Origin of the sequence: Streptomyces caatingaensis (genome assembly GCF_001187435.1) — a bacterium.
Classification (GTDB): Bacteria; Actinomycetota; Actinomycetes; order Streptomycetales; family Streptomycetaceae; genus Streptomyces; species Streptomyces caatingaensis.
On sequence record NZ_LFXA01000018.1, the window covers coordinates 239,432 to 257,236 of the forward strand.

Annotated in this window: 15 protein-coding genes; 11 read left to right on the plus strand and 4 right to left on the minus strand. The window is 75.5% G+C overall.

Annotated features, from left to right (window positions below; translation table 11 throughout):
- Window positions 1–23: 23 nt before the first annotated feature.
- Complete coding sequence (locus AC230_RS27770; protein ID WP_049719107.1) at window positions 24–776, plus strand: TrmH family RNA methyltransferase; 753 nt, start codon at window positions 24–26, stop codon at window positions 774–776.
- A 451-nt stretch (window positions 777–1,227) separates the two neighbouring features.
- On the opposite strand, the gene paaN is transcribed toward AC230_RS27770, so the two are convergent.
- Window positions 1,228–2,919 (minus strand): phenylacetic acid degradation protein PaaN, encoded by a 1,692-nt coding sequence (paaN, locus tag AC230_RS27775; RefSeq protein ID WP_049719108.1) that lies wholly within the window; start codon window positions 2,917–2,919, stop codon window positions 1,228–1,230.
- Window positions 2,920–3,088: 169 nt separating this feature from the next.
- On the opposite strand from paaN, the gene AC230_RS27780 reads away from it, so the two are divergent.
- The gene (locus AC230_RS27780; protein ID WP_049719109.1) at window positions 3,089–4,609 is read left to right on the plus strand and encodes a 3-hydroxyacyl-CoA dehydrogenase; all 1,521 of its coding nucleotides are present in this window, start codon (window positions 3,089–3,091) and stop codon (window positions 4,607–4,609) included.
- Window positions 4,606–5,196 (plus strand): TetR/AcrR family transcriptional regulator, encoded by a 591-nt coding sequence (locus AC230_RS27785; protein ID WP_049719110.1) that lies wholly within the window; start codon window positions 4,606–4,608, stop codon window positions 5,194–5,196. Before AC230_RS27780 ends, AC230_RS27785 begins: the two co-directional genes overlap by 4 nt.
- 18 nt (window positions 5,197–5,214) lie before the next feature.
- Here AC230_RS27785 and AC230_RS27790 read toward each other — a convergent pair whose 3' ends face one another.
- On the minus strand, window positions 5,215–5,736 hold the full coding sequence (locus tag AC230_RS27790; protein ID WP_049719111.1) for an Lrp/AsnC family transcriptional regulator: 522 nt from the start codon (window positions 5,734–5,736) through the stop codon (window positions 5,215–5,217).
- 169 nt (window positions 5,737–5,905) lie between these two features.
- Between AC230_RS27790 and pdhA the strand changes: the two genes are divergently transcribed.
- From pdhA to AC230_RS27815, 5 genes are read left to right on the plus strand one after another with little or no spacing between them, the layout of a single operon-like run.
- The gene (gene pdhA, locus AC230_RS27795) at window positions 5,906–7,042 is read left to right on the plus strand and encodes a pyruvate dehydrogenase (acetyl-transferring) E1 component subunit alpha (protein WP_049719112.1); all 1,137 of its coding nucleotides are present in this window, start codon (window positions 5,906–5,908) and stop codon (window positions 7,040–7,042) included.
- Complete coding sequence (locus AC230_RS27800) at window positions 7,039–8,073, plus strand: alpha-ketoacid dehydrogenase subunit beta (protein ID WP_049719113.1); 1,035 nt, start codon at window positions 7,039–7,041, stop codon at window positions 8,071–8,073. Before pdhA ends, AC230_RS27800 begins: the two co-directional genes overlap by 4 nt.
- Window positions 8,073–9,527, plus strand: coding sequence for a dihydrolipoamide acetyltransferase family protein (locus AC230_RS27805; protein WP_049719114.1), 1,455 nt, complete (start codon window positions 8,073–8,075; stop codon window positions 9,525–9,527). The genes AC230_RS27800 and AC230_RS27805 overlap by 1 nt, the downstream gene beginning before the upstream one ends.
- A 15-nt stretch (window positions 9,528–9,542) precedes the next feature.
- A complete protein-coding gene (locus AC230_RS27810; protein ID WP_049719115.1) occupies window positions 9,543–10,394 on the plus strand; it encodes an NTP transferase domain-containing protein in 852 nt (283 codons plus the stop codon).
- Window positions 10,391–12,502: a molybdopterin molybdotransferase MoeA gene (locus tag AC230_RS27815; protein ID WP_422125646.1), complete on the plus strand. Its 2,112-nt coding sequence runs from the start codon at window positions 10,391–10,393 to the stop codon at window positions 12,500–12,502. The genes AC230_RS27810 and AC230_RS27815 overlap by 4 nt, the downstream gene beginning before the upstream one ends.
- 12 nt (window positions 12,503–12,514) lie before the next feature.
- On the opposite strand, the gene AC230_RS27820 is transcribed toward AC230_RS27815, so the two are convergent.
- Window positions 12,515–13,588: a potassium channel family protein gene (locus AC230_RS27820; protein WP_198535629.1), complete on the minus strand. Its 1,074-nt coding sequence runs from the start codon at window positions 13,586–13,588 to the stop codon at window positions 12,515–12,517.
- A gap of 176 nt (window positions 13,589–13,764) precedes the next feature.
- On the opposite strand from AC230_RS27820, the gene AC230_RS27825 reads away from it, so the two are divergent.
- From AC230_RS27825 to AC230_RS27835, 3 genes are all read left to right on the plus strand, one after another.
- Window positions 13,765–14,745, plus strand: a complete 981-nt coding sequence (locus tag AC230_RS27825) for an NAD(P)H-quinone oxidoreductase (protein ID WP_049719116.1) — start codon at window positions 13,765–13,767, stop codon at window positions 14,743–14,745.
- A 61-nt stretch (window positions 14,746–14,806) separates the two neighbouring features.
- Window positions 14,807–15,319 (plus strand): hypothetical protein, encoded by a 513-nt coding sequence (locus tag AC230_RS27830; protein WP_049719117.1) that lies wholly within the window; start codon window positions 14,807–14,809, stop codon window positions 15,317–15,319.
- A gap of 82 nt (window positions 15,320–15,401) precedes the next feature.
- Window positions 15,402–15,962 carry a bacterial proteasome activator family protein gene (locus AC230_RS27835; protein ID WP_078871627.1) on the plus strand — a complete coding sequence of 187 codons (561 nt, stop codon included), beginning with the start codon at window positions 15,402–15,404 and terminating at the stop codon, window positions 15,960–15,962.
- 111 nt (window positions 15,963–16,073) lie between these two features.
- On the opposite strand, the gene AC230_RS27840 is transcribed toward AC230_RS27835, so the two are convergent.
- Complete coding sequence (locus tag AC230_RS27840; protein WP_049719119.1) at window positions 16,074–17,693, minus strand: protein kinase domain-containing protein; 1,620 nt, start codon at window positions 17,691–17,693, stop codon at window positions 16,074–16,076.
- Window positions 17,694–17,805 lie beyond the last annotated feature (112 nt).

Below are 17,805 nucleotides of genomic sequence, written 5' to 3' on the forward strand. Positions count from 1 at the left end.
GGTCAGAGGCTTAGGGTGGGGGCATGACCGAGGACGTGACCGATGGCGCCGTGCGGCGGTGGGACGAGCTGGCCCCGTCCGCCGTCCTGCTCGACGGATTCCACGCGCTCAAGCACGCGCTGCGGTTCGGGGCCGAGGTGGGGCCCGTCCTCACCTGTGACCGGGACGGGGTGCTGGCGCTGGCCGGGCGGCTGGCGCCGGACGTCGCTCCGGCCCTCTCCGCCCTGATGGTGGAGGTGGACCGGGCGGTCCTGCGCTCCCTGGTGCCCCGTGGGCACACGACGGAGGTCGCGGGGCTTGCGGTGCGGCCCTCCCGGCGTGCGAACCTCGCCGCGCTCCGGGCCCGGGAGCGGCGCGCGCCGGTCGTCGTCCTCGACAATCCGCGCAATCTGGGGAACGTGGGGGCCGTGGTGCGGCTCGCCGCGGGGTTCGGGGTGACGGGCGTCGTCACCACCGGGGATCTCGATCCCTGGCACCAGAACGCCGTCCGGGCGGGGGCGGGGCTGCACTTCGCCACGGCGGTGGAACGGGTGTCGTACGAGGACGTGCCGGGGGGGCCGCTGTTCGCGCTGGACGCGGACGGGGAGGACATCCGGTCGGTCGCCCTCCCCGACGACGCGGTGCTGGTGTTCGGGTCCGAACGGTACGGCGTGTCGGGGGAGTTGCGGGGGCGGGCGGATCGGGTGGTGTCGTTGCCGATGCGGGTGGGGGTTTCGAGCTACAACCTCGCCACGAGTGTGGGGATGGTGCTGTTCCACTGGGGTGGGCCTGTGTAGCGGGGGTGTTGGGTCCGGGTGCCGGGTCCGGGTGCCGGCTGGCGGGTGCCGGCTGGCGGGTGCCGGCTGCGGGGGGTTTGCCCCAGCCCCGCCCTTTCACCGTTTCTTCCGGGGCTGCGCCCCTCGACCCCCAGCGCGGGCGCGTGGGGCGCAGCCCCACGGGCCGTGCCCCACGGGCGGGGCGGCGGGGGCGGGGGCGCCCCCGCGCCTTGGCGGGGCTCCGCCCCTGCGCCCCTGGCCCCGGCGGGGCTCCGCCCCTGCACCCCGGCCCCGGCGCGGGGGGGCCGCCCTTGCGCCCCAGCCCTGGCGGGGCTGCGCCCCTGCCCCCCCGGCCCCAGCGGGGATCCGCCCCCGGGGCTGCGTCCGCCGCACCCGCGCAGAAGCGCTGTCGGCCCTACCCGCGCAGAAGCGCTGCTGGCCCCACCCGCGCAGAAGCGCTGCCGGCCGCCCGCTACGGATGCCGCCGCACCTCCACCGTCGTGAAGCGGGTCGTCACGAAGGCGGGGTCGCAGAGGGAGGCGTTGGCGGCGGGGTTGCCGCTGGTGCCGTGGTAGTCGGAGAAGGCGGCGGTCTGGTTGACGTAGACGCCGCCGGTGAGGTTGAGGGAGAGCTGGGCGGACTCGTCGAGGCAGACCTGTTCGACCAGGTGCTCCACCTCGGCGGAGGTCGTGTAGGCGCTCACCGTCATGGCGCCCTTCTCGCGGATCGTGCGGCGCAGCAGGTCGACGGCGTCGGCCGTGGAGTCGACGGCCACCGCGAAGGAGACCGGGCCGAAGCACTCGGAGAAGTACGCGGCCTCGGCGTCCGGTTTGGAGCCGTCGAGCTTGACGACGACGGGGGTGCGGACGGTGGCGTCGGGGAAGTCGGGGTGGGTCACCGCCCGGGAGGCGAGGGCGACTTCGCCGATCCGGGAGGCCGCGTCGAGGCGCTCCTTGACCTGGTCGTTGACGAGGGCGCCGAGGAGGGCGTTGGCCCGGGTGTCGTCGCTCAGCAACTGGCGTACGGACTCGGCCAGATCGGAGACGACCTCGTCGTACGTCTTGTGGCCCGCGTCCGTCGCGATGCCGCCGCGCGGGATCAGCAGGTTCTGCGGGGTGGTGCACATCTGGCCGCTGTAGAGGGAGAGGGAGAAGGCCAGGTTGGAGAGCATGCCCCGGTAGTCGGCGGTGGAGTCGACGACGACCGTGTTGACGCCGGCCTTCTCCGTGTGGACGCGCGCCTGGCGGGCGTTGGCCTCCAGCCAGTCGCCGAAGGCGGTGGAGCCGGTGTAGTCGATGATCCGGACGTCGGGGTGGACGGCGAGCGTCTTCGCGAGGCCCTCCCCGTCCCGCTCGGCGGCGAGCGCCACCAGGTCGGGGGAGAAGCCCGTCTCGCGCAGCACCTCGCGTGCGGTGCGCACGGTCAGGGCGAGGGGGAGGACGGCGCGCGGGTGGGGCTTGACCAGGACGGGGTTGCCCGTGGCGAGGGAGGCGAAGAGACCGGGGTAGCCGTTCCAGGTGGGGAAGGTGTTGCAGCCGATGACGAGGGCGATGCCGCGCGGAGCGGCGGTGAACTCCTTGGCCATCGTGAGCGGTTCGCGTTTGCCCTGCGGCTTGACCCACTCGGCCGTGCGCTCCACCTCGGACTGCGCGGCGCAGGCGTAGGCGACGGCCTCCAGGCCCCGGTCCTGCGCGTGCGGGCCGCCGGCCTGGAAGGCCATCGTGAAGGCCTGCCCGCTGGTGTGCATGACGGCGTGCGCCATCTCGTGCGTCCGTGCGTTGATCCGCTTGAGGATCTCCAGACAGACCAGCGCGCGGGTGCGCGGGCCCGCCTCGCGCCAGGGCCGCATCGCCGCGCGCATGGCGGGGAGCAGCACCGCGACGTCGGCGTGCGGGTACTCGATGCCCAGCCGGGGGCCGTACGGCGAGACCTCGGAGCCCGTCCAGCCGTCCGTGCCGGGCTGGTCGAGCTCGAAGCGGCGCTCGCGCAGGGCCTCGAAGGCGGCCTGGCCGGCGGCGGCGTCCAGCGTGCCGTTCTCGCCGTACGCCTTGGGGTGTTCGGGGTGCGGCGACCAGTAGGCGCGGGTGCGGAGGGCGTCCAGGGCCGCGTCGAGCGTGGCGGCGTGCCTCTCGGCCAACTGGTCGGTGCTGAGTGCGGCGGTCACGGCTGACCAACTCCTCGTCGGGCGGAACTCGGATGCGGCTGGTGCATGGCGCCGGGCGCGCACGGCGGGGTGCCGTTGTCGTACCCGCCAGATACATTAACCGAACGATCGGTCGGGACAAGGGGGCCCGGGAGAATCCGCCCGCACCCCATCGGGGAGGATCACAGACATGACCGCAATCGAGCCGGAGCGCACCGTGTCCGTCGTCGGCGCGGGGACGATGGGCCAGGGCATCGCCCAGGTCGCCCTCGTCGCGGGCCATCCCGTGCGGCTGTACGACGCGGTGCCGGGCCGGGCCGCCGAGGCCGCCGCGTCCGTCGTGGCCCGGCTGGACCGGCTGGTCGCCAAGGGCCGGACGACCGGCGCGGAGCGGGACGCCGCGGCGGCCCGGCTGCGCCCCGTCGACGGGCTCGCCGGCCTCGCCGGGTCCGCCCTGGTGATCGAGGCCGTCGTCGAGCGACTCGACGTCAAGCAAGGGCTGTTCACCGATCTCGAAGCCGTCGTGGACGACGCCTGCCTGCTCGCCACCAACACCTCGTCCCTGCCGGTGACGGCCGTCGCGGGCCCGCTGCGCCGCCCCGGCCGGCTGGTGGGGATGCACTTCTTCAACCCCGCCCCGCTGCTGCCGCTGGTGGAGGTCGTCAGCGGCCACGCCACCGACCCGGCCGCGGCCGGGGCCGCGTACGCCACCGCGGCGGCCTGGGGCAAGAAGCCCGTGCGCTGCGCCGACACCCCGGGGTTCGTCGTCAACCGGGTGGCCCGGCCCTTCTACGCCGAGGCCCTGCGCGTCCTGGAGGAACGCGCCGCCGATCCGGCGACGATCGACGCCGTGCTGCGCGAGAGCGGCGGCTTCGCGATGGGGCCGTTCGAGCTGACCGACCTCATCGGGCAGGACGTCAACGAGGCGGTCACCCGGTCGGTGTACGAGGCGTTCTTCCACAGCCCCAAGTTCACGCCGTCCCTCGCCCAGCGGCGGCTGGTGGAGGCGGGGCTGCTCGGGCGCAAGAGCGGCCGCGGCTGGTACGACCACGCGGAGGGCGCCGCCCGTCCGGAGCCGCGCACGGCGGGGCCCGAGAAGGCCCCCGCCTCCGTCGAGCTGCGCGGCGAGCTGCCCCCCGCGGCGGCCGCCCTGCCCGGCCTCATCGCGGAGGCGGGGATTCCGGTGACCCGCTCGGGGCCCGCGGACGGGGACGGCCCGTACGGGCACCTCGTCCTGCCCGACGGCACACGGCTGGCGCTCACCGACGGCGGCGCGGCCTCCGCCACCGGCCGGCCGACCGTCCTGTTCGACCTGGCGCTGGACTACCGGAGCTGTGGGCGGATCGCCCTCGCCGCCTCCCCGGGCGCCGGCGTGCGGGCGGCCACCGGCCTGTTCCAGGCGCTCGGCAAGCGGGTCAGCGTCCTCGACGACGTCCCCGGCCTGATCGTCGCGCGGACGGTCGCGCTCCTCGTCGACCTCGCCGAGGACGCCGCCGGGCGCGGCGTCGCCTCGCGGGAGGACGTCGACACCGCCATGCGGCTCGGCGTGAACTACCCGCGCGGGCCGCTGGAATGGGGCGATGCGCTCGGCCCCGCCTGGGTCGGCCGCTTCCTGCGGACGATGGAGTCCGAATACCCCGGCGGCCGTTACGCGCCGTCCCAGCCACTGCGCCGCCGTGCGGCCGTCAAGGAGAGCCTGCTTCAATCATGACCATGGCCAAGCGCGACACCTACACGCCAGAATCGCTGCTCGCGGTCGCCGTCGCGGTGTTCAACGAGCGCGGCTACGACGGCACCTCCATGGAGCACCTCTCCCGGGCGGCCGGCATCTCCAAGTCCTCGATCTACCACCACGTCAAGGGCAAGGAGGAGCTGCTCCGGCTGGCCATAAGCCGTGCGCTCGACGGGCTCTTCGCGGTGCTGGACGAGCCGGGCGCCACCGGCGGCCGCGCCGTCGACCGCCTCGAGTACGTCACCCGGCGCACCGTCGAGGTGCTCATCGCCGAACTGCCGTACGTGACCCTGCTCCTGCGCGTGCGCGGCAACACGGACACCGAGCGCTGGGCGATGGAGCGCCGGCGCGAGTTCGACCACCGCGTCGCGGCGCTGCTCAAGGAGGCCGCGGCCGACGGCGACCTGCGCTCCGACGTGGACGTCCGGCTGGCCACCCGGCTGCTCTTCGGAATGATCAACTCGGTGGTGGAGTGGTACCGGCCGCAGCGCCGGGGCGCGGCCACCGCCCAGGAGGTGGCGGACGCGGTGATCCTGACGGCGTTCGCGGGCCTGCGCGATCGCTGACGGCCGCGGCGGGGCGGCTCAGGCCGGGGCCGGCCCCTCCTTGGGATCCCGCTCGTCCAGGTCCTGCTCCTCGAAGACGAGCAGGGTGCGCGTGCTGAGCACCTCCTCCATGGCCTGGATGCGGGTGAGCACCAGCTCCCGCAGCGCCCGGTTGTCCTTGGTGTGCACCAGCAGCAGGACGTCGAAGTCCCCGCCGACCAGGGCGATATGGGCCGCGCCGGGCAGTGTGCGGAGCTTGTCGCGCACCGTCCGCCAGGAGTTCTGCACGATCTTCAGCGTGATGTAGGCCGACGCGCCCTGCCCCGCCCGCTCCTGGTCGATGCGCGCCCCGAAGCCCCGGATCACCCCGTCGTCGATGAGCCGGTTGACCCGCGCGTAGGCGTTGGCGCGGGACACGTGGACGCGCTCGGCCACGGACCGTATCGAGGCCCGGCCGTCGGTCCGGAGCATGTGCAGAATCGAGCGGTCGATCTCGTCGAGCGGCCGCGCCGGCGCTCTGTGGCCCGAATCGCTCGACGTGGCCATCTGTTCGTCCCGCATACCGCCATGCCTCCCCTTCATGGACGCGCTGTTCATATCTCAGGCTGTGGAAAACCGTTTGTCCACAGGCCGGGGCCGCCTGTAGCCAAAATGCCCCGGCGACCGAACAATCGGTAGGGAGAGCACAGGGTGCTTTCCGGTCACGCCCGCCCCCGAGGAGGTGCTCGTCATGACGGTCCTGGAGCAGCCTGGTTCGCACCGGCCGCCCCCGTCCCGGGCCTGGCGGCCCCGCACCGATCCCGCGCCGCTGCTGCCCGACGAGGAGCCGTACCGGCTGCTGGGCACCCCCGCCGCCGACGCGCTCGACCCCGGGCTGCTCCGGCTGCTCTACGGCCACCTGGTGCGCGGCCGCCGCTACAACACCCAGGCCACCGCGCTGACCCGGCAGGGCCGGCTCGCGGTCTACCCCTCCTCCTCCGGCCAGGAGGCGTGCCAGGTCGCCGCCGCCCTCGCCCTGGAGGAGCGCGACTGGCTCTTCCCCAGCTACCGGGACACCCTCGCCGCCATCGCCCGCGGCCTCGACCCCGTCCAGGCCCTCACCCTGCTGCGTGGCGACTGGCACACCGGCTACGACCCCCGCGAGCACCGCGTGGCCCCGCTCTGCACCCCGCTCGCCACCCAACTCCCGCACGCCGTGGGCCTCGCGCACGCCGCCCGCCTCGCGGGGGACGACGTGGTCGCGCTCGCCATGGTCGGCGACGGCGGCACCAGCGAGGGCGACTTCCACGAGGCGCTCAACTTCGCCGCCGTCTGGAAGGCCCCGGTCGTCTTCCTCGTGCAGAACAACGGCTTCGCCATCTCCGTCCCCCTGGCCAAGCAGACCGCGGCGCCCTCCCTGGCGCACAAGGGCGTCGGCTACGGCATACCCGCCCGCCTGGTCGACGGCAACGACGCCCCCGCCGTCCACGAGGTCCTCTCCGGGGCCGTGCGCCGCGCCCGCGCGGGCGGCGGGCCCACCCTCGTCGAGGCCCTGACCTACCGCGTCGACGCCCACACCAACGCCGACGACGCCACCCGCTACCGCACCGACGCCGAGGTCGCCGCCTGGCGCGCCCACGACCCCGTCGAGCTGCTGGAGCGGGAGCTGGCCCGGCGCGGGCTGCTGGACGAGAAGGACGTCGCCGCCGAGCGGGAGGCCGCCGAGCGGATGGCCGCCGAGCTGCGCGACCGGATGAACGAGGACCCGGTCCTCGACCCCATGGAGCTCTTCGACCACGTCTACGCCCGGCGCACCGGCCGACTGCGGCGCCAGGCCGAGCAGTTGAGGGCGGAGCTGGCGGCCGCCGAGGAAGGGACGGACCGATGACCACCGCGGTCACCGCGACGGGCCGCAGGCCCGCCACCATGAGCCAGGCCCTCAACAGGGCGCTGCGCGACGCCATGGCCGCCGACCCCGCCGTCCACGTCCTCGGCGAGGACGTCGGCACGCTGGGCGGCGTCTTCCGGATCACGGCCGGGCTGGCGGAGGAGTTCGGCGACGACCGCTGCACGGACACGCCGCTGGCCGAGGCGGGCATCCTCGGCACGGCCGTCGGCATGGCGATGTACGGGCTGCGGCCGGTCGTGGAGATGCAGTTCGACGCGTTCGGGTACCCGTCGCTGGAGCAGCTGTTCAGCCACGTCGCCAAGATGCGCAACCGCACCCGCGGCCGGCTGCCCCTGCCGATCACCGTCCGGATCCCCTACGGCGGCGGCATCGGCGGCGTCGAGCACCACAGCGACTCCTCCGAGGCGCTCTACATGGCCACCCCCGGCCTGCACGTCGTCACGCCCGCCACCGTCGCCGACGCGTACGGGCTGCTGCGCGCGGCCATCGCCTCCGACGACCCGGTCGTCTTCCTGGAGCCCAAGCGGCTGTACTGGGCCAAGGCCGACTGGGAGCCCGACCGGCCCGAGGAGGTGCCGGGCATCGGCACCGCCGTCGTCCGCCGCCGCGGCTCCTCCGCCACGCTGATCACTTACGGCCCGTCCGTACCCGTCTGTCTGGAGGCCGCCGAGGCCGCCCGCGCCGAGGGCTGGGACCTGGAGGTCGTCGACCTGCGCTCCCTCGTCCCCCTCGACGAGGAGACCGTCGTCGCGTCCGTGCGGCGCACCGGGCGGGCCGTCGTCGTCCACGAGGCCGCCGGCTTCGGCGGTCCCGGCGGCGAGCTCGCCGCGACGGTCGCCGAGCGCTGCTTCCACCACCTGGAGGCCCCGGTGCTGCGGGTCACGGGCTTCGACGTCCCCTATCCGCCGCCGATGCTGGAGAAGCACCATCTGCCGGGGGTCGACCGGGTGCTGGACGCGGTCGCCCGGCTGCAGTGGGAGTCCGAGTGGACGTCGGGGGGTGCCAACTGATGGCCGTGGTCAAGGAGTTCGCCCTGCCCGACCTGGGCGAAGGGCTCACCGAGGCGCAGGTCGTGCGCTGGCTCGTCGAGGTCGGCGACGTGGTCGCCGTGGACCAGCCGGTGGTCGAGGTCGAGACCGCCAAGGCGATGGTGGAGGTGCCGTGCCCGTACGGGGGCGTGGTGACGGCCCGCTTCGGCGAGGAGGGTGCGGAACTGCCGGTGGGTGCGCCGCTGTTGACGGTGGCGGTGGGGGACGCGGCGGGGGAGGCGGGGCCGGGGCCGGGCGCCGGTGCGTCCTCCGGTGCGGCTTCGGGGGCGGCCGCGGCCGGGCCGTCCGCCGAGGAGGGCTCCGGCAACGTCCTCGTCGGCTACGGCACCGGGGCTCCGGTCCCCCGCCGGGCCCGGATCCGCCGTCCCTGGGCACCGCCGGGGCCGCCGCAGGCGGTGCCCAGGCCCGACGACGGGGCGGTGTGGTCGGACGCGCCGGTGACCGGTGGCGCCGGTGGGGGCCGGCAGGCCGTCGGCGGCGCGGTGACCGGTGGCGCCGTGGCCGGCAAGGTGGCCGTGATCTCGCCGCTCGTGCGGCGCATCGCCCGCGAGCGCGGGGTCGACCTGACCCGGGTGCGCGGCAGCGGGCCCGAGGGGCTGATCCTGCGGGCGGACGTCGAACGGGCGGCGGCCGCGGCCGGGTTCGCCCCCGCGTCCGCACCCGCCCCCGCATCACCCGCCCCCGCACCCGGCCCCGCATCACCCGTCCCCGCATCCGCCGCCGAGGGCGAGCGCATCCCCCTGCGCGGGCTGCGCGGCGCCGTCGCCGAGAAGCTCGGCCGGAGCCGCCGCGAGATCCCCGACGCCAGCTGCTGGGTGGACGCGGACGCGACGGAGCTGCTGGCCGCCCGCCGGGCCATGAACGAGCTCCCCGGGGCGGCGAAGGTCTCGCTGCTCGCCCTCCTCGCCCGGATCTGCACCGCCGCCCTCGCCGAGTTCCCCGAGCTCAACTCCAGGGTGGACACGGAGGCGCAGGAGATCGTGCTGCTGCCCGCCGTCCACCTCGGGTTCGCGGCGCAGACCCCGCGCGGGCTCGTCGTGCCGGTCGTCCGCGACGCGCACACCATGGGCGCGGCCGGCCTCTCGGCGGAGATCGGGCGCCTGACCGAGGCCGCCCGCGAGGGCCGGATCACGCCGGCGGAGCTCACCGGCGGCACGTTCACCCTCAACAACTACGGCGTGTTCGGTGTGGACGGCTCCACCCCGATCATCAACCACCCCGAGGCGGCCATGCTGGGCGTCGGCCGGATCGTCCCCAAACCCTGGGTCCACCAGGGGGAGTTGGCCGTACGGCACGTGGTGCAGCTGTCGCTCGCGTTCGACCACCGGGTGTGCGACGGGGGAACGGCCGGCGGATTCCTGCGGTACGTCGCCGACCGCGTCGAGCGGCCCGCCGTGCTGCTCCGGACGCTCTGAACCCATACTCGTCGGGTGACGGAAACGCAGTACGACGCGGTGGTCCTGGCCGGAGGAGCCGCCCGGCGGCTGGGCGGGGCGGACAAGCCCGGGGTGCGCATCGGCGGCCGCTCCCTGCTGGACAGGGTGCTCGGCGCGTGCGCCGGCGCGGCGACGACCGTGGTCGTCGGGCCGCGCCGGCCCACGGCGCGGCCCGTGGTCTGGGAGCGCGAACACCCGCCCGGCGGCGGCCCGCTGGCCGCACTCCACGCGGGCCTGCGGCACGTCACGGCGGGGACGGTGCTCGTCCTCTCCGCCGACCTGCCGTTCCTCGGGGCGGACGCCGTGCGGGCGCTGGTCGCCGGGGCCGGTGCCGCCGAGGGAGCCCTGGCCACCGACGCGGACGGGCGCGACCAGCCGCTCCTCGCCGCCTACCGGACGGAGCCGCTCCGGCGCGAGATCGCCCTGCTCGCGACCGAACACGGCACGCTCAGCGGGCTTCCCGTGCGCCTCCTCACCACCGAACTGTCCCTCGCGCGCCTCCCGTACCACGAGGCGTCCTTCGACTGCGACACCTGGCAGGACATCGGCGCGGCCCGCGCGCGCATCAGGGACGATAGGACCGTGCTGGATGAATGGATCGCCGCGGTCAAGGCCGAACTCGGCATAGAACTCGACGTCGACAGGGCCGGACTCCTCGATCTCGCCCGCGACGCGGCGCACGGCGTGGCCCGCCCCGCCGCCCCCCTGACGACCTTCCTCGTCGGCTACGCGGCCGCACAGCGCGGCGGCGGCCCCGAGGAGGTGACCCGCGCCGCCCACCGGATCGCCGCCCTCGCCGCGCGCTGGGCGGAGGAGGACGGCGACGCCTCCGGGGCCCCCGCGTGAGCGCCCGCGACGGCGACGCCGACGGCGCGGCCCTCGACCGGGCCACGGACGAGGCACTGGCCATCCTCGCGGGCGACCGGGGGGCGCCGGGCCGCGCCGTGGGGCCGGTGGAGGGCGGGTACCTGCCGTTCGACGAGCTGTCCGGACCCTCCGCCGCCGACGGTCCGTCCACCACCCGTCCGCGCGAAGTCCCGCCGCTGGACGTGCCGTTCGACGGCGTGCGCTACTACGACCACGCGGGGGCGGATCCGTACGGCCGGACGGGCGCGGGGCGCGCCGCGCCCGCCTCCGGCGGCTTCCCGGGGGTGCGGCGGGCCGCCGCCGACGACGGGGCGCTGACCGACGTCTGGCGGTCGGTCCGCGACGTCACCGGTGACGGCGGCAGGAGCGGTGCGGCCCGGGGCTCCGTCCCGCGCGGGCGGCACGCCGCGCCGGCCGTCCCGGCGGCGGACGCCGCGACGGCCCGGACCCATGTCCGGAGCCCGCGCCGCCCGGTGGGGCTCGACGCGCCGGCTCTTGCGGACGAGCGCCCGGACCGTTCCGGCGGCACCCCCGCGGACGTGGCTGCGGACGCCGCCCCCGCGCGGGGTGAGGCGGCCGGTGACCTCCGCGCCGCCGCGTTCCCGTCCGAGGGCGCCGGGCGTGAGCGCCCCGGCGCCGACGGCGGCCCGGGCGCCCGGGCGCGCGGCGGGGTATCCGACGACGGGTGCACCGCCGCGTCCCCCGGCGCCCGGCGTGAGCGCCCCGCGCCCTCGGGCGCCCCGGAGCGCGGTGGGGCACCCGACGGCGGCCGTGCCGCCGCGTCCGGGGCCGCGGACGACGGGCGCGCCGACACCGCCGCGCACGGCGAGCGGGCCGACCACGCCGCCGCGCCCGGGCCGCCGACCCAGGAGCGTTCCCGCGCCGGAGGGCGCGGCGGCGGTCACCGCGCCCCCACGCCCTGGCCCACGGCGGGCCGTATCGCGGCCGGGGCGGCCGAGGCGCTGCCCGCCGAGGAGGTGCCGCTCGGGGAGGCGCTCGGGCGGACGCTCGCCGGCGGGCTGGACGCGCTGACGGACCTGCCGCCGTTCGACACCGCCGCCATGGACGGCTGGGCCGTCGCCGGCCCCGGGCCCTGGCGCCTCCCGGGGGAGCCGGCGGACGAGGGGATCGTCGCGGGCCGGACGGGCGCCGAGCCGCTGCGCGACGGCTGCGCCGTGCCCATCGCCACCGGCGCCCGGGTGCCCCCCGGGGCGACGGCCGTGCTGCGCCGCGAGCACGGCCGGACGACCGCGCAGGGCGAGCTGTACGCCACCCGGCGGGCCGGGCAGGGCCAGGACATCCGGCCGCGCGCCCAGGAGTGCCGCGGCGGCGACGGACTGCTGCCCGCCGGCAGCCCGGTGACGCCCGCCGTGCTCGGCCTGGCCGCGGCCGCCGGCTACGACGTGCTGTCCGTGACCGCCCGTCCCCGCGTCGCGGTCCTCGTCCTGGGCGACGAACTCGTCCACGAGGGCCTGCCGCACGACGGCCGGATCCGGGACGCGCTCGGCCCGATGCTCGGCCCGTGGCTGCGGGCGCTGGGCGCGGAGGTGACGGCGGAGCACCGGCTCGGCGACGACGCCGAGGCGCTGTACGAGGCGCTCGCCGGCGCGGACGCCGATCTGGTGATCACCACCGGCAGCACCGCCTCCGGCCCGCGTGACCACCTGCACCCCGCCCTGCGACGGCTCGGCGCCGAGCTGCTCGTGGACGGCGTCGCGGTCCGTCCCGGCCACCCCATGCTGCTCGCCCGCCTCGCGGAGGACCGGCACCTCGTGGGCCTCCCCGGCAACCCGCTGGCCGCCGTCGCCGGCCTGCTCACCCTCGCCGAGCCGCTGCTGCGCACGCTCTCCGGCCGCCCGGCGCCGTCGCTGCGCCGGGCCGTCCTCGGCGGCCCCGTGCCGAGCCACCCCTCGGACACCCGCCTGGTGCCCGTCGTGCTGCGCGGCGGCGACGGCGCCCGCCCGCTGCGCTTCCACGGCCCGGCGATGCTGCGCGGCCTGGCGGCGGCCGACGCGATGGCGGTGATCCCGCCCGGCGGCAGCACCTCGCGCGGCCGGGTCGCCCTGCTCGACCTGCCCTGGCAGTAGCGGCGCCCGCGCTCACTCCTCCGCCGTCGAGGCGGGGGCCTGCCGGATGGTGATCAGCCGGTCGGTGAGATGCACCGTCGCCGCCTCGGGGTCGGTGTAGTGGAGCAGGCGGTGGCCGCGGACGAGGGCGACGACGAGGTCGTCGCAGTCGCGGGGGGAGCGGCCCGCCTCCGCCTTCGTGGCGGGGCGTTCGACGACGTCGAGGCCGGTGCCGTAGGTGAGCAGGTCCTCCAGGACGTCCCCGACGTACGGGCTCATCATCGACATGCCGAGCATCCGGCCGGCCGAACTGGAGCTGGTGACCACCGTGTCGGCGCCGCTCTGCCGCAGCAGCGGCACGTTCTCGTCCTCGCGCACCGCGACGACGATCGTCGCGTGGCGGTTGAGCTGACGGGCCGTCAGGGTGACGAGGGCGGCGGTGTCGTCGCGCTCGGTGGTGATCACCACCTGTGCCGCGTTGGGGAGTTCGGCGCGCAGCAGCGTCGTCGAGCGCGTCCCGTCGCCGAGGACGGCGGCGATGCCGTCGCCGGCGGCGGAGTCGACCGCCTTCTTCTGCGGGTCCACGACGACGATCTTCTCCTTCGGCAGCCCCTGGCCGACGAGCGTCTCGATCGTGTGCCGGCCCTTGGTGCCGTAGCCGATGACGACGGTGTGGTCCCGCATCCGCGATCTCCAACGATGAATGCGCACCTGCTGGCGCGTCCGTTCGGTCAGTACCTCCAGCGTGGTGCCGACCAGAATGATCAGGAACAGCACGCGCAGCGGTGTGACGACGAGGATGTTCGTCAGCCGGGCGCCCGCGCCCACCGGTGTGATGTCGCCGTAGCCGGTGGTGGAGAGGGTGACGGTCGCGTAGTACGCGGCGTCCAGGAAGCCCAGCGGGCCGCCCGCGTTGTCGTGGTAGCCGTCCCGGTCCAGGTAGACGACGAGCGTCGTGACGCCGAGGACGACCAGCGCCATCACCAGCCGGCGCAGCACCTGCCGCAGCGGCGCGGTGACGTGCTGGACCGGCAGTATCACCGAGCGCCCCGCCTCCGCGTCCTCCGCCTCGGCCCGGGTGCGGCGCCAGAGCGAACGCAGCAGCATCCGGCGGCTGTTCCTCAGACGGCTGCGGGCGCTCTCCGCGCGGCCCGGTCCGTGGGGCGGTCCGTGGGTCGGTGAGTTCGGCACGCGTCCATGATCCCGTATACCGGCGCTTTGTCCGCCGACGTGCTCGTCGCGCTGCCCGCCGCGCTGTCCGACCCCGGGAGTAGCCTCGCGCCATGCATGCGATCACCATCCCCACACCCGGCGGACCCGACGCGCTCGTCTGGGCCGAGGTACCCGATCCCGTGCCCGGCGGAGGAGAGGTGCTGATCGAGGTCGCCGCGACCGCCGTCAACCGAGCGGACCTGATGCAGCGCCAGGGTCTCTACGACCCGCCGCCCGGCGCCTCCCCCCTGCCCGGCCTGGAGTGCTCCGGCCGGATCGCCGCGCTCGGCCCGGGGGTCAGCGGCTGGGCGGTCGGCGACGAGGTGTGCGCCCTGCTGGCCGGCGGCGGGTACGCGGAGAAGGCCGTCGTCCCGGTCGGCCAGCTGCTGCCCGTCCCCGACGGGCTGGACGTGGTGACGGCCGCGGCCCTGCCGGAGGTCACCGCGACGGTCTGGTCGAACGTCTTCATGCTCGCCCATCTGCGCCCCGGCGAGACCCTGCTCGTGCACGGCGGCGGCAGCGGCATCGGCACGATGGCCGTCCAGCTCGCCAAGGCGGTCGGGGCGCGGGTCGCGGTCACCGCGGGCGGCGCGGAGAAGCTGGAGCGCTGCCGCGAGCTGGGCGCGGACATCCTGATCGACTACCGCGAGCAGGACTTCGTCGAGGAGCTGGCCAAGGTCACCGGCGGCGCGGGCGCGGACGTCATCCTCGACATCGTGGGCGCCAAGTACCTGGCGCGGAACGTGGACGCCCTCGCCGTCAACGGCCGGCTCGCCGTCATCGGCCTCCAGGGCGGCCGCAAGGCCGAACTCGACCTGGGCAAGCTGCTGTCCAAGCGCGCCGCGGTCATGGCGACCGCGCTGCGCTCGCGCCCCCTCGCGGAGAAGTCGGCGATCGTCGCGGCCGTGCGCGAGCACGTGTGGCCGCTGGTGTCGGGCGGCCGCGTGCGCCCGGTCGTGGACCGGGTCATGCCACTGCGGGACGCGGCGGAGGCGCACCGGGTCGTGGAGGCGAGCACGCACGTGGGCAAGGTGCTGCTGACGACCGGCTGAGCCCGTCACCCGGACGGCCGCCCGGCGTGCCCAAGGGCGCCCGCCGTGTGACGGTGGAGGGGTGATCGCCGGAACCCGCCCGGGCGTGCTCGTCGGGCTGACGACGGCGGCCGTGCTCGTCCTGGCGCCGGGAACGGCGCGGGCCGAGGACGGGCCGTCGCCGCGGCACGTGCCGCGCGGCCCGGTCCCGTCCGCCGCCGACCCCGGGCGGCTCGCCGGGACGGTCGCGGGCCAGGGGCGCGCGCACCCCGGACGCGCCCCTGAGCCCTCGCGGGCGCCCGCGGAGCGCCCGGACGAGGAGGCGCCCCCGGAGGAGCCCGGCGCCGCCCCCGAGGCGTCGGAGACCCCCGCCGGGGCGGCCGCCACGCCCGTGCCGGACCCGTCCCCCTCGCCCACGCCGTCCTCGCCCGCCCCGCCCCCCGGGCCCGTGCGGGCCGAGGGCCGGGCGGCGGCGCGGGGCGACGCCTCCGGCGCGCCCCCCGAGCACGTGATGCGCGTCCTCCCGCTCGGCACCGGACTGACCCTCACCGGCCTCGGCATCGGCTTCCTCGGCCTGCGGCTGCGGCGCCGCTGAAGCCGCCCGGCCCGACCCGGGTGGATCAGCCGCATACAGGGGCATCACCTGGGGGAAATCACCTGTGCGAGAGAATGGCGGCATGGATATGCCGAGGAACGAACGGTCGCAGGAGAGCCCGCACGTCCTGGTCGTGGGACCGGACGGCATGGCTCTCGGCAGCGCTGGCCCCGGCGGCGGGGCCGGTGACGACGAGTCGCGCGAGGTCCCCGTGACGGAGCAGGTCGAACAGCCCGCGAAGGTCATGCGCATCGGCAGCATGATCAAGCAGCTGCTGGAGGAGGTAAGGGCGGCTCCTCTGGACGAGGCCAGCCGCGTCCGGCTCAAGGAGATCCACCACAGCTCCGTCAAGGAGCTGGAGGACGGGCTCGCCCCCGAGCTCGTCGAGGAACTGGAGCGCCTCTCGCTCCCGTTCACCGACGACACCGTCCCCACCGAGGCCGAACTGCGCATCGCGCAGGCCCAGTTGGTGGGCTGGCTGGAGGGCCTCTTCCACGGCATCCAGACGGCCCTCTTCGCCCAGCAGATGGCGGCCCGCGCCCAGCTCGAACAGATGCGCCGCGCCCTCCCGGCGGGCATCGCCGAGGAGGACCACGAGGGCGGCCGCCCCCAGCAGGGAGCGCGCTCGGGGCCGTATCTGTGACGGGAGCGCCTCCGTGACGGGAGCGCATCTCTGACCAGCGCACCTCCGTGACAGGAACGCACGACGGGCCGGAACCCCCCTCGGGATTCCGGCCCGTCGGCGTGTCCGCCGTCAGGAGGAGGGGTCGCCCGTGGAGACGGTGATCACGATGGTGGTGTTCTTCGGGTCGAACGCGTCGCCGGGCTGCGGGCTCTGCTGCATCACCATGCCCTTGCCCCAGGTGTTCTCGTCCTGCTTGTCCTCGCGGTACTTCCAACTCGCCGCCTGGAGGCAGGACTTCACCGAGTCGATGTGGACCCAGCGCAGGTCGGGCATGTTCTTCTTGGTCTTGTCGAGGAAGCTGTCGCGCGCGTTGGTGCAGCGCTCCTTCTCGACGACCCTGGCCCGGTCGCCCTCCTTGTGCTTGTTCTCGTTGGACGTGCCGCCGCCGCCCGTGCCGCCGGCCGGGGACGGCGAGGAGGTCCGGGAGGTGTTCTCGTTCGCCCGGGTGTCCGGACCGCCGTCGGAGGAGCCGTTCTTGACGAGGACGACGGCGATGACGGCGATGACGGCCAGGGTGGCGACGATCGCCGAGCCGATGATGACCGGCTTGTTGCCCTTGGACACCGGGGCGGCCGGGGCCGGGGCCGGGGGCGCCTGGTACGGGGGAGGCGTCGGGTACCCCGGTGCCGGGGTGGGCTGCTGGTAGCCGGGGGCGGCGTACGAGGACGGCTGGTACGGGGTCTGGACGGACTGGATGCCCGGGCCCGGGACCGCCTGCCGGTCCACCGGCGGGAAGACCGCCGAGGAGACCCCCGCCCCGCTGCGCGGCGCCGGGGCGTCGCCGCTGATCACCGGCGAGGGCGAGCCGTGGACCGTCGAGGCCACCCGCGCGCACTCGTCGCGCATCGCGGCGGCGGACGGGAAGCGCTCGTTCGGGTTCTTCTTCAGCGCGCGGGCCACCAGCGCGTCCAGCGCCGGCGGGATCGAGCGGTTGATCGTGGAGGGCGCGACCGGCTCCTCCTGGACGTGCGCGTACGCGATGGCCAGCGGCGAGTCCGCGTCGAAGGGCAGCCGCCCGGTCAGCAGCTCGAAGAGCATGATGCCGACCGAATACAGGTCGGACCGCGCGTCCACCCCGCGCCCCAGCGCCTGCTCCGGCGAGAGGTACTGCGGGGTGCCCACGACCATGCCGGTCTGGGTCATCGACGTGACCCCCGACTGCATGGCGCGCGCGATGCCGAAGTCCATGACCTTGACCACATCACGCTTGGTCATCATCACGTTGCCCGGCTTGATGTCCCGGTGGACCAGCCCCATCTCGTGGCTGACCTCGAGCGCCGCCAGCACGTCCGCCGTGATCCTCAGCGCCTTGGCGGCGGGCATCGCCCCGTACTGCTTCACGTCCGCGTCGAGCACCGACCGCAGCGGCTTGCCCTCGACGTACTCCATGACGATGTACGGCATCGTCGTGCCGTCCAGCGCGTCCTCGCCCGTGTCGAAGACCGAGACGATGTTGGTGTGCGTGAGCTTGGCCACGGCCTGGGCCTCGCGGCGGAAGCGCTCGCGGAAGGACGACTCGCGGCCCAGCTCCGTGTGCAGGGTCTTGATCGCCACCTGGCGGTCCAGCACCGAGTCGTAGGCGAGGTGCACCGAGGCCATGCCGCCCTCGCCGAGGAGGTCGCGCAGCTGGTAGCGGCCGCCGCCGACGGCCCGTCCCGCGTAGCGGCCCTGTGCGCCGTCCTGGCTCATGCTCCTGTTTCCCCCATCGGCGAGCCGGTTCCGGGCCCGGTCGCAAAGGTCTGATCCGGCCAGATCCCTCCGGCCGGACAATATCCCGGCCAAGTGTGCCGCAGGCCGGGGG

Excerpts from the sequence above, each read along its gene's own strand:
- AC230_RS27770 (WP_049719107.1), top strand. The coding sequence starts at position 24 with ATGACCGAGGACGTGACCGATGGCGCCGTGCGGCGGTGGGACGAGCTG.
- AC230_RS27780 (WP_049719109.1), top strand. The coding sequence starts at position 3,089 with ATGACCGCAATCGAGCCGGAGCGCACCGTGTCCGTCGTCGGCGCGGGG.
- AC230_RS27785 (WP_049719110.1), top strand. The coding sequence starts at position 4,606 with ATGACCATGGCCAAGCGCGACACCTACACGCCAGAATCGCTGCTCGCG.
- AC230_RS27790 (WP_049719111.1), bottom strand. The coding sequence starts at position 5,736 with ATGCGGGACGAACAGATGGCCACGTCGAGCGATTCGGGCCACAGAGCG.
- pdhA (WP_049719112.1), top strand. The coding sequence starts at position 5,906 with ATGACGGTCCTGGAGCAGCCTGGTTCGCACCGGCCGCCCCCGTCCCGG.
- AC230_RS27800 (WP_049719113.1), top strand. The coding sequence starts at position 7,039 with ATGACCACCGCGGTCACCGCGACGGGCCGCAGGCCCGCCACCATGAGC.
- AC230_RS27805 (WP_049719114.1), top strand. The coding sequence starts at position 8,073 with ATGGCCGTGGTCAAGGAGTTCGCCCTGCCCGACCTGGGCGAAGGGCTC.
- AC230_RS27820 (WP_198535629.1), bottom strand. The coding sequence starts at position 13,588 with ATGCTGCTGCGTTCGCTCTGGCGCCGCACCCGGGCCGAGGCGGAGGAC.
- AC230_RS27825 (WP_049719116.1), top strand. The coding sequence starts at position 13,765 with ATGCATGCGATCACCATCCCCACACCCGGCGGACCCGACGCGCTCGTC.
- AC230_RS27835 (WP_078871627.1), top strand. The coding sequence starts at position 15,402 with ATGGATATGCCGAGGAACGAACGGTCGCAGGAGAGCCCGCACGTCCTG.
- AC230_RS27840 (WP_049719119.1), bottom strand. The coding sequence starts at position 17,693 with ATGAGCCAGGACGGCGCACAGGGCCGCTACGCGGGACGGGCCGTCGGC.